This window comes from Streptomyces sp. 8N616 (genome assembly GCF_052246385.1).
In the GTDB taxonomy this organism is placed as follows: Bacteria; Actinomycetota; Actinomycetes; order Streptomycetales; family Streptomycetaceae; genus Streptomyces.
In genome coordinates this window covers 78,914-103,782 of sequence record NZ_JBQQBY010000028.1, presented here as the reverse complement: position 1 = coordinate 103,782, position 24,869 = coordinate 78,914, and the positions used below count along the sequence as shown (strand labels likewise).

The window sequence follows — 24,869 nt, the reverse complement described above, 5'->3', positions numbered from 1 at the left end:
TGGCCCCCTTCCCCTTGGGGTGGGCCCCCCGCGCGGGCGCCCCGGCCACCGGCCTGTGCGCCGCACCCGCACGACGTACAACAACAGGAGGACCCCCCATGAGCACAGCGCAGCGAAATGGCGGCGACCTCGTCGTCGAGTCCCTCGCCGCGCTCGGCGCGAGCACCGTCTTCGGCCTGCCGGGGCAGCACGCGCTCGGCACCTTCGACGCGCTGCGCCGCTCCCCGCTCGAGTACGTCGGCCTGCGGGTGGAGAACAACGCGGGCTTCGCCGCCGACGCGTACGCCCGGATCACCGGCCAGGTCGCGCCGCTGCTCGTGTCCACCGGGCCCGGCGCGCTGATGACGCTCGCGGCGCTGCAGGAGGCGGCCGCCGCGTCCGCGCCCGTGCTCGGTATCAGCAGCCAGGTGCCCACCGCAGGGCTCGGCGGCGGCCGCCACGGCTATCTGCACGAACTCACCGACCAGAAGGCGTCGTTCCGCGACGTCGTGAAGTCGGTGCACACGGTCCGTACGGCCTCGCAGATCCCGTCCGCCCTGGCCGCCGCCTGGGCGTCCGCGCTCGAGGCGCCGTGCGGCCCGGTCTGGCTGGAGATCCCGCAGGACGTCCTCCTCGCACCCACCTCCGTACCGCCCGTCGTCTCGCTGTCCGCCCAGCCGCGCACCCTCGCGCCCCGCGCCGAGCTGATCGCGGAGGCCGTGGCACTCCTGGACGGCGCCGAGCGGCCGGTGATCCTCGCGGGCGGCGGGGTCGTACGCGCCGGGGCGCAGGCCGAACTGCGCGCGCTGGCTGAGAAGCTGGACGCGCCGGTCGCCACGACCTTCGGCGGCAAGGGCGCCTTCCCCTGGGAGCACCGGCTCTCCGTGCAGTCCTGGCTCGAGGACCGGTACACCACCGACTTCCTCGAGGACGCCGACGTCCTGCTCGTCGTCGGCTCAGGGCTCGGCGAACTCTCCTCGAACTACCACACCTTCCGGCCGCGCGGCCGGGTCGTCCAGATCGAGGCGGACCTCGGCAAGCTGGAGTCCAACCACCCGGCCCTCGGCATCCACGCGGACGCCCGCCCGGCCCTCCACGCGCTCGCGGCACAGGTCGCACAGCGCCCCGAGGGCGACGCGGCCAAGTCCGCGACGGAGCTGCTGACCCGGGTGCGGGACCGTATCGCCGCCCAGGGCCTGGAGCTGGAGCAGCAGGTCCTCACCGCCGTACGCAGCGCGCTGCCGGACGGCTCCCCCAGCTTCTGGGACATGACCATCCTGGCCTACTGGGCCTGGTCCGCCTTCGACCCGCGCGCGGGCGCCATGCACACCGCCCAGGGCGCGGGCGGCCTCGGCTACGGCTTCCCCGCCGCGCTCGGCGCCGCGGCTGCGGACCGTACGACGCCGGTGCTGGCCGTCTCGGGCGACGGCGGCGCCATGTACTCGATCGCCGAGCTGGCCACCGCCCGGCAGTACGGCCTCCCGGTCACCTGGCTGATCGTCGACGACGGCGGCTACGGCATCCTCCGCGAGTACATGACCGACGCGTTCGGCGAGGCCACCGCGACCGAGCTGGCCCGGCCCGACTTCGTCGCGCTCGCCGAGTCCTTCGGGGTGCCCGCCGTCCGCACCGCGCCGGAGCGGCTGGGCGACGACCTGGCGGCCGCGCTCGCGGCCCCCGGCCCCTCGGTCGTCGTCCTCCCGGCCCTGCTGCGGATGTTCGCCCCGACCCACCTCGCGGACCCGGCCTGATACGCCGCACCGGGCGCGCGCCCGCCCGGTCCGCCCGCTCCCCGACCCGGCAGCCTTCGGCCGGATGGGGTGAACACGATCGGTTCATATGAGCCCTTTCGGAGGAACCTGGGCCGACCCGGGCCGTTCGAGGCCCCTCCCACGCGCCCGAGTCCCTACGGTGCCAAGTGACCGATTGGGCTCATGTCCGTTCACCCGGCCGGCGGACCGGCCAGGGCAGCGGACTGTCGCAGTTAAGCCGAGGTGTTCGCCATGGAGGCCCCGCCGGACAACGACGTGCTCTGGGCACGTTCTCTGCACTATTCGCACGGCGGGACCCCCGCACTCGCCGGTGTCTCCGTCGGCGTCCGGGAGGGCGAGATCCTCGCCGTCACCGGGCCCCGCGGCAGCGGCAAGACGACTCTGCTGCAGTGCCTGGCAGGGCAGTTGACGCCGCAGAGCGGCGAGGTCTGGTTCAACAGCGCCCCGGTGCACACGCTCGGCCCCATGGGCCGCGAGCGGCTGCGCCGGGACCGCTTCGGCTGGATCGACACCGAGCCGCAACTGGTGCCCGAGCTGACCGGCTGGGAGAACGCGGCCCTTCCGCTGCTGCTGCGCGGTACCCCGCACCGGACCGCGAAGACGGCCGCCCTGGACTGGCTCGAGCGGCTCGACGTCGGCGACTGCGCCCGCAAGCGGCCCGGCGCGATGCTCCAGGCGCAGCGGCAGCGCATCGCGATCGCGCGGGCGCTCACCTCCGAGCCGTCGGTGCTCTTCGCCGACGACCCCTCGGCGCCGCTGCACCGGGCCGACCGCGCGCACGTGCTGCGCACCCTGACCACGGCGGCGCGCTCGCACGGCATCACCGTCGTCCTCGCCACGCACGAGGAAGAGGTGGCCGCGCTCGCGGACCGTACGATCGCGCTGCTGGACGGCCGCCGGGTCGGCAGCATCCCGACACCGGACAAGGAGGGCAGGGCCGAGTGCTCGCTCTCCGTCTAGCCCGCGGCACCCATCCCCTCGTTCTGCTGCGCCGGTTCATGGTCGCGATGGCCTCCGCCGGCGTCGGCTTCCTGCTCCTGTGCACGCTCGGCCACGCGCTCGGCCACCCGGAGCAGGCGTCCGGTTCGGCCGCACGGCTCCTGTGGTGCGTCGTGCCACTCACCGCGGCGGTCCAACTCGCCGTCGCCGTCGCCCGTACGGACCCCGCGGCGCGCCCGCAGGCGGGCCTGTCCTCGGTCGGTCTCGGACCGGTGGGGCTGGCGCTGCTCGCGGCCGTGTCGACGGCCGTGTCCTGCACGCTGGGCAGCGTGTTCGCGCTCTTCGCGTTCCTCTGCCTGCGCGGCGACCTCGTCGGGGTGCCGTACTCCGCCGGGGTCGCGGACACGCTCGGCGCGGGTCAGCCGCTGCCCTACGCCGGAGTGCCGACGCTCCTCTTCGTGGTGCCGGTGCTGGCGGGCGCGGCCTCCGCCATCGCGCTGCGGCCGCGCAAGCAGAGACCGGGCGCGGCGCCGGAGCCCCAGCAGCCCGCGGCGGCGGCCGGCGAACCCGATTCCGCCCGCACGACCGTCTCGACCGGCATGCCCTGGGGCGTCGCGCTGACGGCGGCCGGGATCGCGCTCGGGTCGTACGCGGGCCGCGCCACGCCGTCCTCCGCCGACGGTCTGCTGCCGCTGCCCGGCCGCCTCGACACGATCCCGCCGGGCGTCGTCGGCGGCTGGATGCTCATCGGGATCGGACTCGTCCTGGCCTCTCCGGGACTCACCCATCTGTGCGGCAGGCTGCTGGCGTCGGGGCGGCCGGGCGCGCTGCGGCTGCTGTCCGGCCGCGTCCTCCAGGAGGAGGCCACGCGGCTCGGCCGGCCGCTGGGAGTGCTGTGCGCGGTCGCCTCGGGCGCGCTCGCCGCGACCCAGCTCTACGGGACGGCGCTGGACTCGACGGGCGACCGCCCCTTCGGCCCGCTGACGGGGGTCGGCGCGGCGCTGGTGATGGCCTGCGCAACGGCGACGGTCCTCACGGTCGCCCTGGAGACCAAGGGCGCGCGCAGCAACACGACGGCGGCGCTGCTGCGGATCGGCGCCTCGCCTGCGCTGCTGCGCCGCGCGGCGGCCCTGCGCGGCGCGGTGATGGTGGCCGTCCTGGCCCCCATCTCCTGGGCGGTAGCCGAACTGGCCGCCCTCCCACTCTCCCACTGACCGCCGGTTGTGGGCACTCGTTCCGCGGGGCTGGGGGCACCTCCCAGGCGAAGCTCTGGGGGAGGGTGGGCCAACCGGACCACCGGCCCGCAGCCGCGTACGAAACGGCAACCCTCCGGCGGGGTCGGCGCACCGTCGCCGGGTGCGGGCCGGGGGTGCCCACCCGTTCCGCCCCAGCGGAACGACTGCCCACACCTCGGCACTCAGAGCACCACGACGTCTTCCGCGGCGAAGGTCGCTCCGACCGTCTCCCCCGGCTCCGGCGCATCCCGCAAAGCGCACGCCGCCTCCAGCCGCGGCCCCTTCTCCGGCTGGAGGAGAAGCGCCACGTGGTTGCCCCGGAACGTGCGGGCCGCCACCGCGCACGGCAGGCCGTCCGTCGCCGCGGTGAGCCGCACCCCCGCCGGACGTACGAGCAGCCGGCACGCGCCGTCGCCGGTCCCGGCAGGCACCGGGAGCTTGCCCCACGGCGTCTCCGCCGCCCCACCGCGCACCGTCGCCCGTACCACGTTGTCGAATCCGAGGAAGCGCGCCACGAACTCCGAAGCGGGCCGCTGCCACACCTCCAGCGGCGTCCCGGTCTGCTCGATCCGGCCCTCCCGCATCACCACCACCCGGTCGCCCAGGGCGAAAGCCTCCCCCTGGTCGTGGGTGACGGCCAGCACCGTCGTCCCCAGCCGGCCGAACAGCTCGCGCAGCTCGACCACAAGACGTTCCCGCAGACTCCGGTCGAGCTGCCCCAGCGGCTCGTCGAGCATCAGCAGCTTCGGCTCGGGCGCGAGCGCCCGCGCCAGCGCCACCCGCTGCTGCTCGCCGCCCGACAGCGCGGTGACCGCCCGCCGCTGCGCCCCCGGCAGGCCGACCAGATCCAGCAACTCCGCGACCGTACGCCGCTGTTCGGCCCGCCCCACCCCGTGCATCCGCAGCCCGAAGGCCACGTTGCCGCCGACGTCCCGCTGCGGGAAGAGCTGATGGTCCTGGAACATCAGCCCCACCCCGCGCCGGTGCGCGGGCACGCCGCCCACCTCACGGCCCGCCAGCAGCACTCGCCCCGCGTCCGCCCGCTGCAGCCCCGCGACGACCCTCAGCAAGGTGGACTTGCCGCTGCCGCTCGGCCCGAGCACACAGACCGTCTCGTGCTCGGCGACCTCCAGGTCCACGGAGTCGAGCGCCGCGCGCCCGCCGAAGCGTACGGTCACCCCGTCCAGTCGCAGCAGAGGCATCTAGAACTCTCCAGAACGGTCGGTGCGGATGCGCTCGAGCGCCAGCAGGGCGCCCGCACACACCAGCATCAGAATCGTGCTCAGCGCCATCGCCTGCCCGTAGTTGAGCTCCCCCGCCCGCCCCAGGAAGCGGGCCACGGCCACGGGCAGCGTCGGGTTGTCGGGCCGCGCGATGAAGACGGTCGCGCCGAACTCACCGAGCGAGACGGCGAACGCGAAGCCCGCCGCCACCAGCAGCGCCCGCCGTACGAGCGGCAGGTCCACCTCGCGCCAGGCGCGCAGCGGCGAGGCGCCGAGCACCGCGGCCGCCTCGCGCAGCCGCTCGTCCACCGCTCGCAGCACCGGCAGCATGGTCCGTACGACGAACGGAACCCCCACCAACGCCTGGGCCAGAGGCACCAGAAGCCAGGAGGACCGCAGGTCGAGCGGCGGCTCGTCCAGGGTGATCAGAAAGCCGAAGCCGACGGTGACGGCGGACGTCCCGAGCGGCAGCATCAGCAGCGCGTCGAGCCCGCGGACCAGCTTTCCCGCACGGCGGGTCAGCGCGGCGGCCGCGAGTCCGCCGATCACCAGCGCGATCGCCGTCGCCACCACCGCGTACCGCAGCGAGTTCCAGACCGCCTCCAGCGGGGCCACGACGAAGGTGCCGCCGCTCTCGGCCGCCGACTGCAGCGCCCGGTAGAAGGCGAACCCGTACCCGCCGGGCCCGGCGAGCGAGCGCTCCACCAGTACGCCCAGGGGCAGCAGGATCAGCAGCGCGATCACCGCCAGCACGCCCGCCAGCAGCGCCCACTGGCCGGGCCCCCGCGGTCGGCGGGCGGTCGAACGGGCGTCGACCAGACTCAGGGCGGTCTCCCGGCGCCGCACCGTCCACGCGTGCAGCGCGAGGATGGCGGCGACCGCGGCGAACTGTACGAGGGTGAGGACGGCTGCGGTCGGCAGGTCCAGCAGCTGCGCGGTCTGCCGGTAGATCTCGACCTCCAGCGTCGCGTAGCGCGGTCCGCCGAGGATCTGCACGGCGCCGAAGGAGGTGAAGGTGAAGAGGAAGACCATCAGCGCGGCGGCGGCCACGGAGGGCGCGAGCGCGGGCAGCGTCACCCTGCGCCAGGCCGCGAACCGGCTCGCGCCGAGCACCCGCGCCGCCTCCTCCTGGCCCGGGTCGAGCTGGGCCCAGAGCCCGCCGACCGTACGGACCACCACCGCGTAGTTGAAGAAGACATGCGCGAGCAGGATCGCCCAGACCGTGGTGTCGAGCCGGAAGCCCCACAGCTCGTCCAGCATGCCGCCGCGCCCGAGCAGCGCGAGGAAGGCCGAGCCGACGACGACGGTCGGCAGCACGAAGGGGACGACCACGACCGCCCGCAGCAACTCCTTGCCGGGGAAGGCGAAGCGCGCGAAGACGTACGCGGCAGGCAGCGCGATGACGAGGGTCAGCGCGGTCGAGGCGGCCGCCTGCCAGAGGGTGAACCACAGGACGCGCAGGACGTCCGGGTCGGACAGCACCTCGGCGGCCCGGCTGGGCTGCCACTCCCCGCCCGCCCGCAGGCCCCGGCCCAGGATCGCGGCGACCGGGTAGCCGAAGAAGACGCCGAAGAAGGCCAGGGGCACGGCCATGAGGGCGAGCCGCACCGCCGTGTCCCTGCCCCTGGCTGCGCGGGGCCGGACGCAGGTCCCCCTGGCGGCACTTACCTCAGGACCAGCGAGGACCACTGTTCGACCCACTGCTCACGGTTCTGCGCGATCTTCTCCGGCGCGAGCGTGGCCGGATCGTCGATCGTCGCGCCGTACTTGGTGAACACCTCGGGCAGCTTCGCGTCCTGGCGCGCCGGGTTGACGAACATCTGGAGCGGCACGTCCTCCTGGAAGCTCTTGCTCAGCAGGAAGTCCAGCAGCTTCTTGCCGCCCTCCTCGTTCTTCGCGCCGTTCAGCAGCCCGGCGAACTCGATCTGCCGGAAGCAGGTGCCGGTCGCGACACCGGTCGGGGCCTCCTTCGGCTGGGACTTCAGCTCGAGGACGCCGGCGGGCGGGCTGGAGGCGTACGAGACCACGAGCGGCTTGTCGCCCTTGCCCGCGCCGGAGAACCGGTCGTAGTACGCCTGCTCCCAGCCGTCGACGACCTCGACGCCGTTGGCCTTCAGCTTCTTCCAGTAGTCCTGCCACCCGTCGTCGCCGTGCTCGGCGGCGGTGCCCAGCAGGAACCCGAGACCGGGCGATGAAGTGGCGGCGTTCTCGGTGACCAGCAGGTTCTTGTACCGGGGCCTGATCAGGTCGTCGAAGGTCCGCGGCGGGGCGAGCTTCTTGTCCGCGAAGTACTTCCGGTCGTAATTGACGCAGATGTCGCCGGAGTCGACGGGGGTGACGCGATGCTCGTCCTTGTCGAGCCGGAGCGCCTCCGGGACCTTGTCGAGGTCCTTCGCCTCGTACGGCGTGAAGAGCCCGGCGTCGAGGGTGCGGGAGAGCAGGGTGTTGTCGACGCCGAAGAAGACGTCGCCCTGCGGGTTGTCCTTGGACAGGACGGCCTGGTTCACGGCCGCGCCTGCGTCGCCCCCGCGCAGCACCTCGACCTTGTAGCCGGTCTCCTTGGTGAACTCCCGCAGCACGGTCTTCGAGGCCGCGAAGGAGTCGTGCGAGACGAGAGTGACCGTCTTCGGCTTCGAGCCCTGGGCTCCGGAGTCGCCGGAGCCGCCACACGCGGCCAGCGCCGGGACGCCGAGCACGCCGAGAAGCGCGGTGCCGACGGCACGCCGAAGGGTGGTGTTCATAGTTACGTTGACTCCCTACGCCGGTATTACCCGGATCAGGTCCGAGGGTCTGCGGCGTCGCGGTGCCGCACTCTCAGCGCTCTGTGCGCTCCCCTGTCGGAGTGTTCATTTGTACGAATGCACGGTATCAGTGCCCGGAATCGGCGCGTCAGCGCTCGGTCGCCGCCAGCTGACCGCAGGCTCCGTCGATCTCCTGCCCCCGGGTGTCCCGTACGGTCACGGGTACGCCATGGGCCTCGAGGGCGGCGACGAACGCCTTCTCGTCCTCGGGGCGGGAGGCCGTCCACTTGGAGCCGGGGGTCGGGTTGAGCGGGATGAGGTTGACGTGCACCCGGTGGCCCTTGAGGAGCCGGCCGAGCAGGTCGGCCCGCCACGCCTGGTCGTTGATGTCCCTGATCAGCGCGTACTCGATGGAGATCCGGCGGCCGGACTTCTCCGCGTACTCCCAGGCCGCGTCGAGCACTTCGCGTACCTTCCAGCGGGTGTTGACCGGGACCAGGGTGTCGCGCAACTCGTCGTCCGGCGCGTGCAGGGACACCGCGAGCCGGCACTTGAAGCCCTCGTCGGCGAAGCGGAGCATCGCGGGGACGAGGCCGACGGTGGAGACGGTGATCCCGCGCTGGGAGAGGCCGAGGCCGTCGGGCTCGGGGTCGGTGAGACGGCGGATGGCGCCGACGACCCGGTTGTAGTTGGCGAGCGGCTCGCCCATGCCCATGAAGACGATGTTGGACAGCCGCGCGGGCCCGCCCGGGCTGCGTTTTCCTTCGGGGGACACTGCGGCCGACTGCGGCTGCGCCGCGGGCCCAGACGCCCCGAATTCGCCGTCCCTCAGTGCCCGCATCCCGTCGACGATCTGGTGCACGATCTCAGCGGTCGACAGGTTGCGGTCGAGGCCCGCCTGTCCCGTGGCGCAGAACGGGCAGTTCATGCCGCAGCCCGCCTGCGAGGAGACGCACATGGTGACCCGGTCCGGATAGCGCATCAGGACGGATTCCACGAGCGTGCCGTCGAAGAGCCGCCAGAGGGTCTTGCGGGTGGTGTCGTCGTCGCAGGAGATGTGCCGCACCACGGACATCAGGTCCGGCAGCAGCCCCGCCGCCAGCTTCTCGCGCGCCGCGGCGGGAATGTCGGTCCAGGCCGCCGGGTCGTCGGCGTACCGGGCGAAGTAGTGACGCGACACCTGACCGGCGCGAAAGGGCTTCTCACCGAGCGCGGCCACGGCCTCACGGCGCTCGGCGGGGGTGAGATCGGCAAGGTGCCGCGGGGGCTTCTTGGCCCCGCGCGGCGCGACGAAAGTGAGTTCTCCGGGTGCAGGCATGGTTCAACCAGTGTCGCAGACGCGCGAAGGGCCCCACGCCAGGGAGATGGCGAGGACCCTACGGACCGAAACCGCCGTTGAGGAACCCCGACGGCGGCGGCGGTTCAGCCCCGCAGAGCCGCGTCAGCCGCCGCCCACGAAGATCACCAGCAGCAGCCACACCACCGGCGCCGTCGGCAGCAGCGAGTCGAGCCGGTCCATGATCCCGCCGTGGCCCGGCAGCAGTCTGCCCATGTCCTTGATCCCGAGGTCCCGCTTGATCATGGACTCACCGAGGTCGCCGAGGGTCGCGCTGGCCGCGACCGCGAGGCCGAGCAGCAGACCCTGCCACCATCTGCCGCCGTCGATCAGGAACTCCATGCACAGCGCGCCCGCAGCCATAGCGAAGGCCACCGCACCGACCAGCCCCTCGCGGGTCTTGCCGGGGCTGATGCGGGGCGCGAGCTTGTGCCTGCCGAACCGCCAGCCGATGGCGTACGCGCCGGTGTCGCTGACGACCGTGAGCAGGAGGAAGGTGAGCACCCGCCATGCGCCGTCCTCCGCGGCGAGCATCAGCGCCACGAAGGTGGCCAGGAACGGCACGTAGAAGGCCGCGAAGACCCCGGCCGTGACGTCTCTCAGGTAGTCCTCGGGAGGCTCCGCCATGCGCCATACGAGCGCGGCGAGCGCCGTGAGGGCCATGGTCACGAACGCGCCTTCCGCGCCGCGCAGATACCCGGCGATGACCATGGCGGCGCCGCCGACCGCGAGCGGCACCAGCGGGATGCGGATGTACTTCTTCTCCGACAGCCGGGAGGACAGCTCCCACAGCCCGACGACCACCGCCGCGGCGATCACCCCGACGAAGACGGCCTTCACGATGAAGAGCGACGCGATGATCACCACGCCGAGGCCGAGGCCGACCCCTATCGCGGCCCGCAGATCGCGCCCGGCCCGCTTCTTCTGCGGCGGTGTCGGCGGTTGCGACGGCGGAGACGGCTGCGACGGGGAGCCGCTGTGCCGAGCGGCTCCCCGGTCACGGTCGTCCTGGTTTCCGCCGGAGCCGGGCACGGTGGGCATGGGCCGAGTCTGCTGCGGGTCGGGCGTCCCGTGCGCGGGACCCGCCGAGGCAGACCCCTGGTCGGGCGGTCCCCAGAAGCCGGTGGGCGGCGGGACCGGCCCCCGGCTTCCCCGGGCTCCGCCGGGGGCGCCCCCATCGGCACGGGGAACCGGGCCCCCACCCGCCGGAGGCATGGGCCGGGCCCTCCAGGAAGAGTCGTTCATCAGACCTCGAGCAGCTCGGCTTCCTTGTGCTTGAGCAGCTCGTCCACCTGCGACACGTACTTCGCCGTGGTGTCGTCGAGCTCCTTCTCGGCGCGGCGCCCCTCGTCCTCGCCGACCTCGCCGTCCTTGATGAACTTGTCGATGGTCTCCTTGGCCTTGCGGCGGACGCTGCGGATCGAGATCTTCGCGTCCTCGCCCTTGCCCTTGGCGACCTTGATGTACTCGCGGCGGCGCTCCTCGGTCAGCTCCGGGAACGTCACGCGGATGATGTTGCCGTCGTTCGTCGGGTTGACTCCCAGGTCGGAGTCGCGGATCGCCTGCTCGATGTTGCGCAGCGCACTCTTGTCGAACGGTGTCACGACCGCCATGCGCGGCTCGGGCACCGAGAACGACGCCAGCTGGTTGATCGGCGTCAGCGCACCGTAGTAGTCCGCCACAATCTTGTTGAACATCGCCGGGTGCGCACGCCCGGTGCGAATCGCGGCGAAGTCCTCCTTGGCGACCACGACGGCCTTCTCCATCTTCTCCTCGGCTTCGAGGAGGGTCTCTTCGATCACCACTTGCTCCTGGTCTTGTGAGTGAGCACAGCCTCGCCCCTGCGCGCTTCTCCTGCACGGTGTCCGACCGGCAGGCCGTTGTCCATCCCCGTGCCGGGCTGTTCGTACGGCCCGGAGTTGCCGGGTCTCCCCGGCCGTACGGGCCGGTCGTCAGGCCCGCGTACCCTGATCGCTGACAAGCGTGCCGATCTTCTCACCCTTCGCCGCGCGCGCGATATTGCCCTCCGCGAGCAGCTCGAAGACGAGGATCGGAAGCTTGTTGTCCATGCACAGCGTGATGGCGGTGGCGTCGGCGACCTTCAGGCCGCGCGAGATCACCTCGCCGTACTCCAGCGCGTCGAACTTCACCGCGTCGGGGTTCCGCTTCGGATCGGAGTCGTAGACCCCGTCCACGCCGTTCTTGCCCATCAGCAGCGCCTCGGCGTCGATCTCCAGGGCGCGCTGGGCGGCGGTGGTGTCAGTGGAGAAGTACGGCATGCCCATGCCCGCGCCGAAGATGACGACGCGCCCCTTCTCCAGGTGCCGTACGGCCCGCAGCGGGATGTACGGCTCCGCGACCTGTCCCATGGTGATGGCGGTCTGGACGCGGGAGTCGATGCCCTCCTTCTCCAGGAAGTCCTGGAGGGCGAGGCAGTTCATGACCGTGCCGAGCATGCCCATGTAGTCGGAGCGTGCCCGGTCCATGCCGCGCTGCTGCAGCTCGGCGCCGCGGAAGAAGTTGCCACCGCCGATGACGACGGCGATCTCGTACCCATCCCGGACGACCGCGGCGATCTCCCTGGCCATGGTGTGCACGACGTCGGGGTCGACGCCGAGCGCGCCGTTGCCGGCGAATGCCTCACCGGAGAGCTTCAGCAGGAAGCGGCGGCGTTTCTTCCCGTAGTGGCCGTGGCCGGCCTTGCCGGCCGGGCCGGCGTGATCAGCGTGGTCGGCGCCCTGATTCATGGAGATCTCCTCGTGCACATACGAGAAGGCCATTGCCGGTGGGATCTGGTCGAGCCCTCTGCGGCAATGGCCTCCTCGTCACATCTGCGGTCGTCCGGCTCGTAGGCCGCCGACTGCACCCGACCCTAGCGGGTCGGGCGTATTCCGTCGCTGAACGGAGCGGTACGGAGCTGTACGGACTCAGACGCCGACACGGAAGCGGACGAACCGCTTCAGCGTAACGCCGGACTCGTCCAGAATCTTCTGCACGGTCTTCTTGTTGTCCTTGGCGAACGGCTGGTCGAGGAGAACGTTCTCCTTGAAGAAGCCGTTCACCCGACCCTCGACGATCTTGGGAAGCGCGCCCTCGGGCTTGCCCTCCTCGCGAGCGGTGGCCTCGGCGACGCGGCGCTCGTTCTCGACGGTCTCGGCCGGGATGTCCTCGCGGGAGAGGAACTTCGGCGCGAACGCGGCGACGTGCTGCGCGACGTCCTTGGCCACGTCCGCGTTCTCCTTGTCCAGCTCGACCAGCACGCCGACCTGCGGGGGCAGGTCAGGGCTGGTGCGGTGCAGGTAGGAGGCGACGAAGCCGCCGGAGAACTGCGCGAAGCGGTCGAGGACGATCTTCTCGCCGAGGGTCGCGTTGGCCTCGTCCACGTACGCCTGGACGGTCTTGCCGGCCTCGATCTCGGAGGCGAGGAGTGCGTCCAGGTCGGCCGGGGAGGTCTTGGCGACGTGGGTGGCGATGGCCTCGGCGACGGAGACGAACTTGTCGCCCTTGGCGACGAAGTCGGTCTCGCACTTCAGCTCGACCAGCACGCCGGAGGTCTTGTCGGCCGCGATGAGGGAGACGACGGCGCCGTTCTCGGCGCTGCGGCCCTCGCGCTTGGCGACGCCCTTCTGGCCCTTGACGCGCAGAATCTCGACGGCCTTGTCGACGCTGCCCTCGGCCTCGTCCAGCGCTTTCTTGCAGTCCATCATGCCGGCGCCGGTGAGCTCGCGGAGCTTCTTGACGTCAGCGGCGGTGAAGTTCGCCATGGTCTGTCAATCTCTTCTCGGAAAGTCGATGTGATCTACGGGTGGACGGCGGGGGCACCGGGCCCCCGCCGTCGGCAGCCGTGACGGAGCCGGTCGTGACGGTGTCGTCAGGCCTGCTCGGCGTCCGCGGCCGGGGCGTCGGCAGCCGGGGCGTCGGCAGCGGCCTCGGCCGGCTTCTCGGCGGGCTGGTCAGCCGGCTTCTCGGCAGGCTTCTCGGCAGGCTTCTCGGCGGGCTTTTCGGCCGCGGCGGCGGCCGGCTCCTCGGCCTTCTTCTCGCCCTCGAGCAGGTCACGCTCCCACTCCGCGAGCGGCTCGCCCGCGGCCTTCTCGCCCTTGCCCTCAGCGGCGCCGGAGCGGGCGATGAGCCCCTCGGCGACGGCGTCGGCGATCACGCGGGTGAGCAGGGTGACGGAGCGGATCGCGTCGTCGTTGCCCGGGATCTTGTAGTCGACCTCGTCCGGGTCGCAGTTGGTGTCGAGGATCGCGACGACCGGGATGTTGAGCTTGCGCGCCTCACCGACGGCGATGTGCTCCTTCTTGGTGTCCACGATCCAGACGGCGCTGGGCACCTTCTGCATCTCGCGGATACCGCCGAGGGTCTTCTCCAGCTTGGCCTTCTCGCGGGAGAGGACCAGGAGCTCCTTCTTGGTGAGGCCGGAGGCGGCCACGTCCTCGAAGTCGATCTGCTCGAGCTCCTTCAGGCGCTGCAGGCGCTTGTAGACGGTCGAGAAGTTGGTGAGCATGCCGCCCAGCCAGCGCTGGTTGACGTACGGCATACCGACCCGGGTCGCCTGCTCGGCGATGGCCTCCTGGGCCTGCTTCTTGGTGCCGACGAACATGATGGAGCCGCCGTGCGCGACGGTCTCCTTGACGAACTCGTAGGCGCGGTCGATGTACGACAGCGACTGGAGCAGGTCGATGATGTAGATGCCGTTGCGCTCGGTGAAGATAAAGCGCTTCATCTTCGGGTTCCAACGGCGGGTCTGGTGCCCGAAGTGGACGCCGCTCTCCAGCAGCTCCCGCATCGTGACGACGGCCATGGCCGTACTCCTTGAGGTGCTCGGTTCCACGCCGGCCGGGCGGCCGCCGTGCCTGACGCCCCGGCGCGTCTGCCATGGAGGGCGCTCTTGCGAGGCCTGCCGTGGACCGAGGGACGCGGCCGCGGAGCTGCCCGATGGCCCGATGGGACGTGCCCAAGGGGACGCGGGAGCGCCGGCGGCGGGGCGTGCGAAGTCGACCCGGTGACCCGGATCGCCACCAGAAGTGTACGGGACCGCCGAGCCGCCGAGCGACACACGGCGGCCTCCTGGTGGGCCCGTAGGGGCCTTGGGGCGACCGGTCGTCTCCGCCGCTGATCCCACTCGCACGGGTGACGCACTTGTCCACAACCGGCGGGTAGTCCACAGCTTTCGCTCAAGATCCCTGCGCGGTGGCGGAACGGGTCATGGTCGGGGCATGAGACGCGATCACGATGTGTGCGCGGGGGTGGAGCGGGCCCGTGCGCGGCCATGGGCCGTCATGCCCCTCCGCTCTCTCCTTCTGCTTCCCCTTCTGTCGTCGCTTCTTTCGCCGCTTCTTTCGCTCCTGCTGTTGTCCTTGCCCACCGGGGTGATGCCTGTCGCGTCGGCGGACGACGGACGGCATGGGGCCTCGGGCCGGGGCGGGCGGGCGTGGCCGGTGGAAGGTGCGCCGGGCGGGCTGCGCCCGGCGGTGGCGCGGGGGTGGGAGCCGCCCGCGTCGCGCTACGGCGCCGGGCACCGCGGGGTGGATCTCGCGGCGCGGCCGGGCCGGGCCGTACGGGCGGCGGGCGCGGGCCGGGTGTCCTTCGCGGGGAGCGTCGGGGGCCGCCGGGTCCTGGCGATCGAACTGGACGGCACAGGCGCGCCTCCGCTCCGCATCACGTACGAGCCCGTGCGGGCGAGTGTCGGGAAGGGCGACCGCGTGGCGGCGGGTCAGCAGGTCGGTGTGCTGGACGACGGCCCGTTCCACTGCCCGGCCGGCTGCCTGCACTGGGGGCTGCTGCGCGGGGACCGCTATCTCGATCCGCTGTCACTGCTTCCGGCGTGGATGCTGCGCAGCGGTCCTTCCCGCCTGCTCCCGGTCTTCGGGGTGCCGGAACCTCGGGCGGGCCCGGCCTCGGCCGCCGGCCGGTCAGCCCCGGACGCCGCGCAGGGCCATCGCCACCGCGGCCCCGGTGATCTGTTCCGGGTCCTCGGCCGCACCGAGCTCGATACGACGCACCGCAGCGTCCACGACACCCTGCAGCAACATCGCGGCGAGCCGCGGCTGCTCGTGGCCGAGCGCACCGAGGGCTTCGACGATCATGGCGATGAGCCCGCCGTGCGCGGCCCGGATCTTCTCGCGCGCTCCAGCGTCCAGCTCGCCCGCCGAGATCGCGACGACGGCCCGGTGCCGCCGGTCCCCGACGAGCGCCAGCTGCTGCCGCACGTACGCCTCGATCTTGTCCTCGGGTGTGCCGGCGCGCTCCATGGCGGCCTCGACTTCCGCGGCCCAGACGGGGAAGTCGACGGCGCACAGCTCCTCGACGACGGCAGCGCGCGAGCGGAAGTACTCATAGACCGAGGACCGCGCGAGTCCGGTGCGCTCGGCGAGGGCGGGGAAGGTCAGCGCCTCCGTGCCGCCTTCGGACAGCAGGGAGCGCGCAGCGTCCAGCAGGGCGTTGCGCTGCATGGTCCGGTGCTCGGCCACGGAGGCCGCTCGAATCCTGGGCACGCCACCACTCTACGGACGCCCGCCCTGCGGTGGCAGTGCGCAGGGCGAGATCACGACTGGATGAGGAGGGCGGTGAGGGCGAAGGGACGATTCAGCGGATTTTCGGGATCGGCGCATTCAACGTCCGACATCGGCCAGCTTCGCCCGGAGCTGGAGCACGGACTTCGTGTGGATCTGGCTGACCCGGCTCTCGGTGACGCCCAGGACCTGGCCGATCTCCGCGAGCGTGAGCCCTTCGTAGTAGTAGAGGGTGACCACGGTCTTCTCGCGCTCCGGAAGGGTGTTGATGGCCCGGGCGAGCAACCGCCGCAGCTCCCGGTCCTCTGCGACCTCCACCGGGTTGTCGGCAGCCGTGTCCTCCAGCGTGTCCATGAGGCTGAGCCGGTCGCCGCCCTCGCCGCCGACGTGCAGCAGCTCTTCCAGGGCGACCACGTTGGCCAGCGACAACTGGCTGAACACGTTGTGCAGTTCATCGAGCCCGATGCCCATCTCCTCGGCCACTTCGGCCTCGGTGGGGGTGCGCCGCAGCTTCGCCTCCAGCGTGGCGTAGGCGCGCTCGACCGCGCGGGCCTTCTGCCGGACCGAGCGGGGGATCCAGTCGAGCGCGCGCAACTCGTCGATCATCGCCCCGCGGATCCGGGTGATCGCATACGTTTCGAATTTGATGGAACGGTCGGGATCGAACTTCTCGATGGCGTCGATGAGCCCGAAGACCCCCGAGGAGACGAAGTCCGCCTGCTCGACGTTGGGCGGCAGGCCCACGCTGACCCGGCCCGCCACGTACTTGACCAGCGGCGAGTAGTGCAGGATCAGCTGCTCGCGCAGTCGGCCGTCAGCCGTGGCCTTGTACGACCGCCACAGTTCGTCGAGCGACGAGGGTGCGGCGGGGCGCACGCTGCCGCGGGCGGCGGGTGGCACTGCCGCGCGGTCAGGCCCGGATGTGTGCTGGGGCATTCGTCGCCTTGAGCCGTTCTGCCGTCACCGGGGTGAGGACGTCTGTCTTGGTCGGAACGCTTGTGAGCGTAGCGTGACTGACCTGTCGCAACGTGCGAAGGCTGAGGGTTCGCGCTGGGGCAGATACGTTCCGCATACCGCACCGCAGGGTTACGGCACGGCAGACGCGTTTCGGCCGTGAACGGAACACAAAGTCGGCTGTTGCGGTCATCGGCCCAACCCTGTCACCCGAACGCCGCAGGTCAAGGACCGCCTCGCGGGGCACCACCGAAGGCCCGTGAATACCGGGCCAACTGCCATCGTTCGCCGTGCCGTTCGACGAACCCCAGTGACTGCAGTTCGTACAGTTTTGCCAACGCCTCCTCATATCCGGTGCCCGCGTCCCGGGCCAGCCGCCGCGCGTCCCTGACGGCCCGTGCGGGCAACGCGTCCAGCACCTTCGCCGAGACCGGATCCAACAGGTCCCTCGCGACGACCGGTCCGCGCCGCTCGGGGGCCAGATCGCCGATGCTTCCGATGAGTTCGTTCACTTCGGCCGCGTCGGTGACGAGCACGGCCTCGCCGCGGAGCAGCTCGTGGACACCGGCCGAGAGGCCGGAGGTGACCGGGCCGGGCACGCCCATGGTGGCCCTGCCGAGCTTCTGCGCATGCCGCGCCGTGACGAGCGAGCCGCTGCGGTACTGCGCCTCGACCACCACGGTCCCCCGGGTGAGCGCGGCGATGACGCGGTTGCGCAGCACGAACCGGCTGCGCGTGGGATGCCCGCCTGGCGGCAACTCCGCTACCAGCAGCCCGCGTTCCGCGATGCGGGCGATCAACTCGGCGTGCCCGCGGGGATAGGCCACGTCCACGCCGCAGGCGAGCACGCCCATGGTCGCGCCCTCCGCGGCGAGCGCCCCGCGATGGGCGGCGCCGTCCACCCCGTACGCGGCTCCGGACACGACGACCCAGCCGGTCTCCGCGAGCCCGGCGCCGAGCGTGGCGGCGACGTGGGCGCCGTAGTCCGTGCAGGCCCGCGCACCGACGACCGCCACCGAGCGCAGCGCCCACCTGCGCAACGAGGGCCGCCCCCGCACCCAGAGCCCGATCGGGCGGGCGTCCCCGAGGTCGTCGAGCTGCCGGGGCCATGCGCCGTCCCCGGGACACACGAACCGGCCGCCCAAGGCCTGGACCGCGGCGAGGTCCTCGGCGGGGTCGAGCCGGGCCGCGCGTATCCGGTATCCGGCCATCCGCTCCGCGCTCACCTTCGACGGCGGCTTCCCCGTCCCGCAGAACAGCCGCATCAACTCCACGGCCCCGAGCTCCCGCAGCCAGCCACCGGCCAGCTCGTCCCCCGGCTCCACGACCCGGCAGAGCGCGGCCCGCGCCAGCCGTTCCTCCTCGTCCACGCCGAGCTCGTCCCCGGCCACCCCGAGCTCGACTCTCGCAACTCCGGGCCCTCCGGGCTCCGCCCCAGCCACCCCGGGCCCGTCCGCGACCACCGCAGGCTCGTCCCCGGCCGCCCCGGCGTCCACCGCTGTCTCCGTCCCGGCAAGCCGCGGCTCGCCGTCGCGGCGGCTCATCGCGGACCGCCCGCCGGGACCGCACCGCGGTTGACGCCCGTGCGCAGCTGGAGGGCGAGCGTCACGTCCCCGGCCGCAGGGCGGTCCCGCCCGGCGAGGTCGGCGACCGTCCACGCGACACGCAGTACGCGATCCAGCCCGCGGGCGGTGAGCAGCCCGCGCTCCATGTCGTGCTCGGCCTCCCACATCGCCCCCGGTGCCGGCCGCCATCGGGTACGCAGTTCATGTCCGGGCACCTCGCTGTTGATCCGCCAGGGAGTGTCCGCCAGGCGCGCGGCCGCCCGCTCGCGAGCCGCCCGTACGCGCCCTGCCACGGCCTCGGTGGTCTCGCCGCCCGCGGCCGTGCCGACCAGCTCCGTCCGGCTCACTGCCTCGACCTCCACCCGGAGATCCACCCGGTCCATCAGCGGCCCGGAGAGCCGTGACTGGTACCGGCGGACCAGGGACGGCGAACACTCGCAGCCCGTACGGACCGTGTGCCGCCCGCACGGACACGGGTTCGCGGCGAGCACCAGCAGGAAGCGAGCGGGCAGCCGCACCACCCCGGCGCTCCGGGCGACCACCACGTAGCCCGACTCCAGCGGCTGGCGCAGTGCGTCGAGGACGCGGCCGCTGAACTCCGGGGCCTCGTCCAAGAAGAGCACCCCGCGGTGCGCCAGAGACACCGCCCCCGGCCGGGGCAGCCCGTTCCCGCCGCCGACGAGCGACGGCATGGTGGCAGAGTGGTGCGGGGCGCAGTAGGGCACCGACTCCACCAGGGGCTTGCCCGGTGGGAGCAGCCCTGCCACCGAGTGCACCGCGGTGACCTCCAGGGACTCGTCCCTGGAGAGCGGCGGCAGGATGCCGGGGAGCCGTTCGGCCAGCATGGTCTTTCCGGCGCCCGGCGGACCCTTGAGGTAGACGTGATGGCCTCCGGCCGCGGCGACCTCCAACGCCAGGCGCGCCGCGCGCTGCCCCGCGACGTCCGCAATGTCGGGCGGAGGTCCGCTCTCGGCGCCACCGGGAAGGAGGCCCGTGCCCATCCCCGCTCCCGGCACCGTGAGCCCCGCAAGCATCGGATCGGGTCTGCCGTCTTCAGCAAGCTCGTCCTCCTCGGGGACGGGCTCGTCGGACAGGACCGCGATCAACTGGCCCAGGCTGCGGACGCCGAGCACCGAGACCCCGGGAACCAGCGACGCCTCTGCTGCCGTGCGCTCGGGAACGACGACCTGGCGGTAGCCCGCCTCGGCCGCCGCCAGCACCGCGGGCAGCACGCCCCGCACGGGGCGCACCCGCCCGTCGAGGCCGAGTTCGCCGATCATCATCAGGTCCGCGATCTCCCGCGGATCGATCCGCTCGGCCGCCCCCAGCACCGCACAGGCCACCGCGAGATCGAAACCGCTGCCGCCCTTGGGCACCGACGCCGGGCTGAGCCCCACCGTGAGCTTCTTCTGGGGCCATCCCGCCCCCGAGTTGACCACCGCGGCGCGGACCCGGTCCCGGCTCTCCACCAGGCTCTTATCGGGGAGCCCGACGAGCGTGAAGGCCGCGACACCGGGCTCCAGGTCCGCCTGGACCTCGACCACCACACCCTCGACGCCGACCAGGGCGACCGAGCAGGTACGGGCGAACGCCATTCACGCCACCCCCCGCACGTGCTCCACGACCGGCGCCCCGCGATGCGGCAGCAGCACCCCGACGAGGTCGATCCGCACGCCGCCCGGCGGCGGCCCGCCGTGCCGCTCCAGCCAGCGGTCCGCGAGCCAGCGCTCGGCCAGCCGCCGCAGCCGCTCGGCCTTGCGCGGTGTGACGGCCGCCATCGGATGCTCGTAGGCCCCCGCCCTCCGGGTCTTGACCTCACACATCACCAGCGCGTCGCCGTGCAGGGCGACGATGTCGATCTCACCGGCCCGGCAGCGCCAATTGCGCTCCAGGACTCTCATTCCGGTCTCGGCCAGCCTGCGGACCGCCAGGTCCTCCCCGTAGCGGCCGAGCGCTCCCCGCGCGTTCATGAGCCCCACCTCCGTCACCGACTGTGACGGACCCCGAGGCGCTCAGTGGATCATGGCCGCCGAGAGTGGATAACTCATCGGTTGTGGAAAACCCGGCCACCCCATCGAGTTATTCGTTGAAGCCGGACTCCCCGGATGGCAGTTCGAGGTCATTCTTGTTGAGCTCCTCGATGTTCACATCCTTGAATGTGAGGACGCGAACCTGCTTGACGAAGCGCGCCGGGCGGTACATGTCCCACACCCACGCGTCGGCCATCGAGACCTCGAAAAACACCTCACCCTGGACCGAGTGCACCTGCATCTCGTAGTCGTTCGTGAGGTAGAAGCGCCGCTCCGTCTCGATCACGTATTTGAACAAGCCGACGACGTCGCGGTACTCCCGGTAGAGCTTCAGCTCCATCTCGGTCTCGTACTTCTCGAGGTCCTCGGCGCTCATGGCATGTTCCCCTTCAGCCGTGCGTCCCCCTATTGTGCGTCAGACGCGTGGGCGCTAGACGACTTCTGTCGCCAGGACCACAGGCGTGCTCGGGGGACCCTCGTCGAGCAGCCTGCGCAGCAGCTCGGCGAGCCTGGTCGGATACACCGTCTCATGCGTCGCGGACAGCTCTTCGTACGTCCACCACCGCAGGCCCGTGACGCTCCGCCGCTCCAGATCCGTCTGCCCGCTCATCTCGGTCCGCGTCCGGTCGGTGCGGCCCAGGTAGTACCACTCGTCCTGGTCCCAGCGCCGCCCGTCGAACGGGAACGAGCAGCTGCGCCGCCACAGCACGGGTCCCAGCCGGACGTCGGTGATCCCCGTCTCCTCCGCGAGCTCCCGGTGCGCCGCCTGCTCACGCGTCTCCCCGTCCTCGACCCCGCCGCCCGGGGTGAACCACCAGGTCGAGGTGGGGTCCGCGGGCTCGAAGCCGTGCAGCAGCAGGATCCGGTCCGCGGGGTCGAGCAGCACGACCCGCGCGACCTTCCGCTCGTCGGATCCGCCAGACACGTAGGACGTTCCGGATGCATCAGGCGTTCCGGACAAATCGGATGTGTCAGGCGCATCAGGCATGCCGGACACGGGCCCGCTCTTTCCGCCGCTGTTCCGCGCGCCGCGCCAGCGGCCCGTACGCCGCCCCGCCGAGGATCAGCACCGCTCCCGCCACCACTCCTACGAAGATCAGCCGCAGGGGGCCGGGCTCCGAGATGCCACCGGGCAGGGCCCCGAAGGACGTGGGCTGCGCCAGCATCCCGAACCCGTCCAGGGGCCACGCCTTCGCCTCCACCCGTCCGCTGACCGCTCCGCGCGGTACGGACCCGTGGTCGCTGTCCGCCAGGTGAACCCGCGAGTCCTGCGAGGTGCTGCGGTGGTCCCCCAGCAGGAACAAGTTCCCCTTGGGCACGCTGGTGTCGAATCCGTCCGGCGAAGCGGGCTCGCCGCCGCGCACGTACGGCTCCTCGACCGGCTTGCCGTTCACCGTCAGCCGGCCCTGCTCGTCGCAGCAGGCGACCTCGTCCCCGCCGACACCCACGACCCGCTTGACCATCGGCAGGTCGCCCCAGACCTTGTCCTCGAAGACCACGACGTCCCCGCGCCGCACCTCGCTGCCGTCCACGCGCTGCGCGAGCACCCGGTCCCCCGCGTCCACGGTGGGCGCCATGGAGTCGGTCGGGACGGTGTAGGGCTGATAGAGGATCGCGCCCCAGACGAAGCCGCCGAGGAAGAGCACGCAGCCGACCGCCACGGCGAGACCGGACAGCACACCGCCCAGTCCGCCGTTGCCGCCGCCCGTACCACCGGTACGTACCGCAGTGCCCATTCCAGCCCCTCGCGTCCGTCGGAGTCTGGGCGGCACCTTACCCGGGGGTACCCCCGGTAGTCAGCCGCCGCCGGCGCCACAGCACCAGCGGGACCGCGCCGGCGATACCCAGAGCGCCGGGGGCCACGGCACCCACCGCGTTCAGCCCCAGCTGCTCGCCCAGACCCGGCTGCTCGAAGGTGCCCGGCACGGGCAGCGTGGACCAGCGGCTCAGCGGCCAGGCCACGACGATCGCCCGCCCGACCACGTCGTCCTCCGAGACCGTGCCCTTGCCCGGCAGGTTCTGGTGGTAGCGCGAGTCCAGGGAGTTCTGGCGGTTGTCGCCCATCACCCAGATCCGGCCCTCGGGCACCTTCACGGGCCCGAACGCCTTGTCCAGGCAGGGCGAGCTCCCCGGGCGGAGGTAGGGCTCGTCCAGCGCCTTGCCGTTGACCTTCACCGGCTGGTTGCCGCCCTTGCACTCGACGGTGTCCCCGCCGACCGCGATGACCCGCTTGATCAGGTCCTTCTCCTCGGAGGACGGCATGAGGCCGATGAAGCTCAGCACGTTCTGGATGGCCTCGGCCACCGGCCCGGCGTCGGACTGCGGCGCCTCGCCCAGCCAGCCGCCCGGATCGTGGAAGACGACGACCTCGCCGCGCTCCGGCTTCGAGCCGAACCACGGGGTCAGCTTGTCCACCAGCACCCGGTCGCCGCGCTGCAGCGTGTCCTGCATCGAGTCCGAGGGGATGGAGAACGCCTGCACCAGGAACGTCTTGATCAGGAGGGCGAGCAGCAGCGCGATGCCGATGAGAATCGGCAGCTCCTTCCAGAAGGAGCGTTGCTTCTTCTGCTGCTTCACGCGGCGGCCCCTGTCCTCCTCCGCGGGTGACTCAGCGAGCCCGTCCGGCCGCTGGTCCGGCCGCTCACCTGACCCCTCGTCGGGCCGCTCATCGGGCTGTTCTTCGGGCCGCCCTTCGGGCTCTTCGTGACCGGATCGTGCGCCGACCGCCAAATCCCCCACATCCACTCCTCACTCCACGCTGCCGCCTGCCCCACGCACGGTGCAGGCCCACCACTCCCATAACGAGCGGGAGTTCCGCAGGGGTCGGGAGAGAGGTCGTCACTTGCACTTCGGGGGATCGCCGGGACCAGTCGGCCCCGGTCCCGTACGACAGCCTAGGGGCAGCGGGGCCTGCGGCCGTCGTCGCACCGCCCGCGTCGGGCACCGAGGCATACGTGCCGGGTTCCTCGAGGCGCCGCCAGTGGCCGAACGGCCATGCGATCACCACGGCCCTGCCGACCACGAGGTCCTCCGCGACCGTTCCACTGCCCGGCTCGTCCAAGTGGAACCGGGAGTCGGCCGAGTTGTCCCGGTGGTCACCCATGACGAAGATCCGGCCGGGCGGCACGTTCACGCTGAACTTCATCTCGGAGGGGGCGTTCCCCGGGTGCAGATACGGCTCGTTCAGCGGTGTGCCGTTGACGGTGACCCGCCCGTCCGTGTCACAGCACTTGACGGTGTCCCCGCCGACCGCGACGACGCGCTTGATCAGATCCTGCTCGTCCTCCGACGGCAGCAGACCGATGAAAGTCAGGAACTCCTTGACCTGCTTGACCACCACGGGGTCCTCGGTGGTCGTGGTCTGTTCCTCCTCCAGCCAGCCGCCCGGGTCCTTGAAGACCACCACATCCCCGCGCTGCGGCTCGGACCCGAACCACGGAGTGAGCTTGTCCACCAGCACCCGGTCGCCGATCCGGATCGTCTGCTCCATCGAGCCGGACGGAATGACGAAGGCCTGGACGAGAAAGGTCTTGAGCACCAGAGCTATGAAAAGCGCCACACCTATGAGGATCGGCACCTCGCGCACGGCTTTGCCGCGGCGGCGCCGCTTGATCCGCTTCGCGGCCTTGCGTCGCTCGGCGCGCCCAGGCGTCACCCGCCCCGTCGTCGGGCGCGTGCCCGTGGGCAGCCGGGTGTCGTGGCGGTGCGCGCCGTACCGCGGCCGGCCGCGGTTACCCATGCCCGTGCCCGTGTCGGGTACGACTGTGCTCCAGCTCGGCCCAGCGGTCGTACGGCCAGCTGATCCAGTCCGCTCTGCCGATGACCCGTTCCACCGGGACCATGCCCCCGCCCGGCTCCCCGAGATGGTCGCGCGAGTCCCGGGACTCGCTGCGGTGGTCGCCCATCATCCACAACTTGCCTTCGGGCACCACGATGTCGAAGGGCACCTGGGACGGAGCGTCGCCCGGATAGAGATACTCCTCGTCGACCGCCTGGCCGTTCACTGTGATCCTCCCCCGCTCGTCGCAGCAGGTGACCCGGTCGCCGCCGATGCCGACCACGCGCTTGACGTACTCGGTCTCGTCCGGCTCGGCCAGTCCCACTGCGGCAGCCCCCTTCCGCAGCAGTCCTGTCACCGGGTTCCCGGTCGGTCCGCCGCGGTCGAACGACCCGGTGCCGTCGAAGACCACCACATCGCCCCGCCGCGGCTCATCACCGAAACGGTACGCCAGCTTGTTCACCAGCACCCGGTCCCCGGCCCTCAGCGTCGGCTCCATCGATCCGCTGGGGATCAGGAAGGGCTGGACGACACAGGCGCTGAGCAGCCCGAGGAAGACCGCGCAGAGCCCCGCCAGCAGAGCCGCGCGCCGCCAGGGCCCGCGCCGCCGGAGCCAGGACGGCCGTTCCTCCTCCTTCGCCGGAAGTTCCTTCCCCGGAGCTTCCTTTGGAGCTTCCTTCCCCCGCGATACCCTCCCCGGAATACGCAGGGAGCGCGACCTCTGTTCATGCCCCTCGCCGGGGCCGGAAGAGCGGTCGCGCTCCGAAAGCTGTGCGTCGGTGTCCATCGGGTCCAGAGCCTA

23 protein-coding genes, 1 pseudogene and 1 riboswitch are annotated in these 24,869 nt (G+C 71.9%); of the genes and pseudogenes, 4 read left to right on the top strand and 20 right to left on the bottom strand.

Features of this window, described 5'->3' with window-relative positions:
• Window positions 1–98 precede the first annotated feature (98 nt).
• The 3 genes from ACTWQC_RS24675 (at window position 99) to ACTWQC_RS24665 (ending at window position 3,904) form a co-directional block, all read left to right on the top strand.
• Window positions 99–1,730 carry a thiamine pyrophosphate-binding protein gene (locus ACTWQC_RS24675; RefSeq protein ID WP_443317976.1) on the top strand — a complete coding sequence of 544 codons (1,632 nt, stop codon included), beginning with the start codon at window positions 99–101 and terminating at the stop codon, window positions 1,728–1,730.
• Between the two features lie 252 nt (window positions 1,731–1,982).
• Window positions 1,983–2,711, top strand: a complete 729-nt coding sequence (locus ACTWQC_RS24670; RefSeq protein ID WP_443317975.1) for an ABC transporter ATP-binding protein — start codon at window positions 1,983–1,985, stop codon at window positions 2,709–2,711.
• Window positions 2,693–3,904, top strand: a complete 1,212-nt coding sequence (locus ACTWQC_RS24665; protein ID WP_443317974.1) for a hypothetical protein — start codon at window positions 2,693–2,695, stop codon at window positions 3,902–3,904. The genes ACTWQC_RS24670 and ACTWQC_RS24665 overlap by 19 nt, the downstream gene beginning before the upstream one ends.
• Before the next feature lie 203 nt (window positions 3,905–4,107).
• Here the strand turns inward: ACTWQC_RS24665 and ACTWQC_RS24660 are convergent, their stop codons facing one another.
• The 9 genes from ACTWQC_RS24660 to rpsB all read right to left on the bottom strand — a co-directional run bounded on the left by ACTWQC_RS24660 (window position 4,108) and on the right by rpsB (window position 14,029).
• Window positions 4,108–5,127, bottom strand: a complete 1,020-nt coding sequence (locus tag ACTWQC_RS24660; RefSeq protein WP_443317973.1) for an ABC transporter ATP-binding protein — start codon at window positions 5,125–5,127, stop codon at window positions 4,108–4,110.
• On the bottom strand, window positions 5,128–6,741 hold the full coding sequence (locus ACTWQC_RS24655) for an ABC transporter permease (RefSeq protein WP_443317981.1): 1,614 nt from the start codon (window positions 6,739–6,741) through the stop codon (window positions 5,128–5,130). It abuts the gene before it with no gap.
• A 71-nt stretch (window positions 6,742–6,812) separates the two neighbouring features.
• Window positions 6,813–7,889 carry a thiamine ABC transporter substrate-binding protein gene (locus ACTWQC_RS24650; protein ID WP_443317972.1) on the bottom strand — a complete coding sequence of 359 codons (1,077 nt, stop codon included), beginning with the start codon at window positions 7,887–7,889 and terminating at the stop codon, window positions 6,813–6,815.
• Window positions 7,885–7,994, bottom strand: a riboswitch (TPP riboswitch). (Overlaps the previous gene by 5 nt.)
• 43 nt (window positions 7,995–8,037) lie before the next feature.
• Complete coding sequence (rlmN, locus tag ACTWQC_RS24645) at window positions 8,038–9,207, bottom strand: 23S rRNA (adenine(2503)-C(2))-methyltransferase RlmN (protein ID WP_443317971.1); 1,170 nt, start codon at window positions 9,205–9,207, stop codon at window positions 8,038–8,040.
• A gap of 123 nt (window positions 9,208–9,330) precedes the next feature.
• Window positions 9,331–10,470, bottom strand: a complete 1,140-nt coding sequence (locus ACTWQC_RS24640; protein WP_443317970.1) for a phosphatidate cytidylyltransferase — start codon at window positions 10,468–10,470, stop codon at window positions 9,331–9,333.
• On the bottom strand, window positions 10,470–11,027 hold the full coding sequence (gene frr / locus ACTWQC_RS24635) for a ribosome recycling factor (RefSeq protein WP_443317969.1): 558 nt from the start codon (window positions 11,025–11,027) through the stop codon (window positions 10,470–10,472). Before frr ends, ACTWQC_RS24640 begins: the two co-directional genes overlap by 1 nt.
• Before the next feature lie 150 nt (window positions 11,028–11,177).
• Entirely contained in the window at window positions 11,178–11,972 is a 795-nt protein-coding gene (pyrH, locus tag ACTWQC_RS24630; RefSeq protein WP_443317968.1) for a UMP kinase, read from the bottom strand.
• A gap of 180 nt (window positions 11,973–12,152) precedes the next feature.
• Window positions 12,153–12,989 carry a translation elongation factor Ts gene (tsf, locus tag ACTWQC_RS24625; RefSeq protein ID WP_443317967.1) on the bottom strand — a complete coding sequence of 279 codons (837 nt, stop codon included), beginning with the start codon at window positions 12,987–12,989 and terminating at the stop codon, window positions 12,153–12,155.
• A gap of 107 nt (window positions 12,990–13,096) precedes the next feature.
• Window positions 13,097–14,029 carry a 30S ribosomal protein S2 gene (gene rpsB, locus ACTWQC_RS24620; protein WP_443317966.1) on the bottom strand — a complete coding sequence of 311 codons (933 nt, stop codon included), beginning with the start codon at window positions 14,027–14,029 and terminating at the stop codon, window positions 13,097–13,099.
• A gap of 478 nt (window positions 14,030–14,507) precedes the next feature.
• Between rpsB and ACTWQC_RS24615 the strand changes: the two are divergent.
• Window positions 14,508–15,149 (top strand): annotated as a pseudogene (locus tag ACTWQC_RS24615) (murein hydrolase activator EnvC family protein); the annotation flags it as partial.
• On the opposite strand, the gene ACTWQC_RS24610 reads toward ACTWQC_RS24615, so the two are convergent.
• The 11 genes from ACTWQC_RS24610 to lepB (ACTWQC_RS24560) form a co-directional block, all read right to left on the bottom strand.
• Complete coding sequence (locus ACTWQC_RS24610) at window positions 15,141–15,698, bottom strand: TetR/AcrR family transcriptional regulator (RefSeq protein ID WP_443317980.1); 558 nt, start codon at window positions 15,696–15,698, stop codon at window positions 15,141–15,143. The pseudogene ACTWQC_RS24615 and the gene ACTWQC_RS24610 sit on opposite strands and share 9 nt — an antisense overlap.
• Before the next feature lie 141 nt (window positions 15,699–15,839).
• Entirely contained in the window at window positions 15,840–16,676 is an 837-nt protein-coding gene (gene whiG, locus ACTWQC_RS24605) for an RNA polymerase sigma factor WhiG (protein WP_443317965.1), read from the bottom strand.
• Between the two features lie 242 nt (window positions 16,677–16,918).
• The gene (gene dprA / locus ACTWQC_RS24600; protein ID WP_443317964.1) at window positions 16,919–18,238 is read right to left on the bottom strand and encodes a DNA-processing protein DprA; all 1,320 of its coding nucleotides are present in this window, start codon (window positions 18,236–18,238) and stop codon (window positions 16,919–16,921) included.
• Entirely contained in the window at window positions 18,235–19,854 is a 1,620-nt protein-coding gene (locus ACTWQC_RS24595; protein ID WP_443317963.1) for a YifB family Mg chelatase-like AAA ATPase, read from the bottom strand. Before ACTWQC_RS24595 ends, dprA begins: the two co-directional genes overlap by 4 nt.
• Window positions 19,855–20,229, bottom strand: coding sequence for a YraN family protein (locus ACTWQC_RS24590; RefSeq protein WP_443317962.1), 375 nt, complete (start codon window positions 20,227–20,229; stop codon window positions 19,855–19,857).
• A 109-nt stretch (window positions 20,230–20,338) separates the two neighbouring features.
• Window positions 20,339–20,665 (bottom strand): DUF2469 domain-containing protein, encoded by a 327-nt coding sequence (locus ACTWQC_RS24585; protein ID WP_360846720.1) that lies wholly within the window; start codon window positions 20,663–20,665, stop codon window positions 20,339–20,341.
• 54 nt (window positions 20,666–20,719) lie between these two features.
• Entirely contained in the window at window positions 20,720–21,277 is a 558-nt protein-coding gene (locus ACTWQC_RS24580) for an NUDIX hydrolase (protein ID WP_443317961.1), read from the bottom strand.
• Entirely contained in the window at window positions 21,270–22,025 is a 756-nt protein-coding gene (gene lepB, locus ACTWQC_RS24575) for a signal peptidase I (RefSeq protein WP_443317960.1), read from the bottom strand. Before lepB (ACTWQC_RS24575) ends, ACTWQC_RS24580 begins: the two co-directional genes overlap by 8 nt.
• A 37-nt stretch (window positions 22,026–22,062) precedes the next feature.
• Entirely contained in the window at window positions 22,063–23,028 is a 966-nt protein-coding gene (gene lepB, locus ACTWQC_RS24570) for a signal peptidase I (protein ID WP_443317959.1), read from the bottom strand.
• The gene (gene lepB / locus ACTWQC_RS24565) at window positions 22,955–24,028 is read right to left on the bottom strand and encodes a signal peptidase I (RefSeq protein ID WP_443317958.1); all 1,074 of its coding nucleotides are present in this window, start codon (window positions 24,026–24,028) and stop codon (window positions 22,955–22,957) included. The genes lepB (ACTWQC_RS24570) and lepB (ACTWQC_RS24565) overlap by 74 nt, the downstream gene beginning before the upstream one ends.
• Window positions 24,021–24,854: a signal peptidase I gene (gene lepB / locus ACTWQC_RS24560; protein ID WP_443317957.1), complete on the bottom strand. Its 834-nt coding sequence runs from the start codon at window positions 24,852–24,854 to the stop codon at window positions 24,021–24,023. The genes lepB (ACTWQC_RS24565) and lepB (ACTWQC_RS24560) overlap by 8 nt, the downstream gene beginning before the upstream one ends.
• Window positions 24,855–24,869: the final 15 nt, after the last annotated feature.

What these genes read in the sequence shown, in the direction of transcription:
- ACTWQC_RS24675 (WP_443317976.1), top strand. Translation starts at nt 99, where the DNA reads ATGAGCACAGCGCAGCGAAATGGCGGCGACCTCGTCGTCGAGTCCCTC.
- ACTWQC_RS24670 (WP_443317975.1), top strand. Translation starts at nt 1,983, where the DNA reads ATGGAGGCCCCGCCGGACAACGACGTGCTCTGGGCACGTTCTCTGCAC.
- ACTWQC_RS24660 (WP_443317973.1), bottom strand. Translation starts at nt 5,127, where the DNA reads ATGCCTCTGCTGCGACTGGACGGGGTGACCGTACGCTTCGGCGGGCGC.
- ACTWQC_RS24655 (WP_443317981.1), bottom strand. Translation starts at nt 6,741, where the DNA reads ATGGCCGTGCCCCTGGCCTTCTTCGGCGTCTTCTTCGGCTACCCGGTC.
- ACTWQC_RS24650 (WP_443317972.1), bottom strand. Translation starts at nt 7,889, where the DNA reads ATGAACACCACCCTTCGGCGTGCCGTCGGCACCGCGCTTCTCGGCGTG.
- rlmN (WP_443317971.1), bottom strand. Translation starts at nt 9,207, where the DNA reads ATGCCTGCACCCGGAGAACTCACTTTCGTCGCGCCGCGCGGGGCCAAG.
- ACTWQC_RS24640 (WP_443317970.1), bottom strand. Translation starts at nt 10,470, where the DNA reads ATGAACGACTCTTCCTGGAGGGCCCGGCCCATGCCTCCGGCGGGTGGG.
- pyrH (WP_443317968.1), bottom strand. Translation starts at nt 11,972, where the DNA reads ATGAATCAGGGCGCCGACCACGCTGATCACGCCGGCCCGGCCGGCAAG.
- tsf (WP_443317967.1), bottom strand. Translation starts at nt 12,989, where the DNA reads ATGGCGAACTTCACCGCCGCTGACGTCAAGAAGCTCCGCGAGCTCACC.
- rpsB (WP_443317966.1), bottom strand. Translation starts at nt 14,029, where the DNA reads ATGGCCGTCGTCACGATGCGGGAGCTGCTGGAGAGCGGCGTCCACTTC.
- whiG (WP_443317965.1), bottom strand. Translation starts at nt 16,676, where the DNA reads ATGCCCCAGCACACATCCGGGCCTGACCGCGCGGCAGTGCCACCCGCC.
- dprA (WP_443317964.1), bottom strand. Translation starts at nt 18,238, where the DNA reads ATGAGCCGCCGCGACGGCGAGCCGCGGCTTGCCGGGACGGAGACAGCG.
- ACTWQC_RS24595 (WP_443317963.1), bottom strand. Translation starts at nt 19,854, where the DNA reads ATGGCGTTCGCCCGTACCTGCTCGGTCGCCCTGGTCGGCGTCGAGGGT.
- ACTWQC_RS24590 (WP_443317962.1), bottom strand. Translation starts at nt 20,229, where the DNA reads ATGAACGCGCGGGGAGCGCTCGGCCGCTACGGGGAGGACCTGGCGGTC.
- ACTWQC_RS24585 (WP_360846720.1), bottom strand. Translation starts at nt 20,665, where the DNA reads ATGAGCGCCGAGGACCTCGAGAAGTACGAGACCGAGATGGAGCTGAAG.
- ACTWQC_RS24580 (WP_443317961.1), bottom strand. Translation starts at nt 21,277, where the DNA reads ATGCCTGATGCGCCTGACACATCCGATTTGTCCGGAACGCCTGATGCA.
- lepB (WP_443317960.1), bottom strand. Translation starts at nt 22,025, where the DNA reads ATGGGCACTGCGGTACGTACCGGTGGTACGGGCGGCGGCAACGGCGGA.
- lepB (WP_443317958.1), bottom strand. Translation starts at nt 24,028, where the DNA reads ATGGGTAACCGCGGCCGGCCGCGGTACGGCGCGCACCGCCACGACACC.
- lepB (WP_443317957.1), bottom strand. Translation starts at nt 24,854, where the DNA reads ATGGACACCGACGCACAGCTTTCGGAGCGCGACCGCTCTTCCGGCCCC.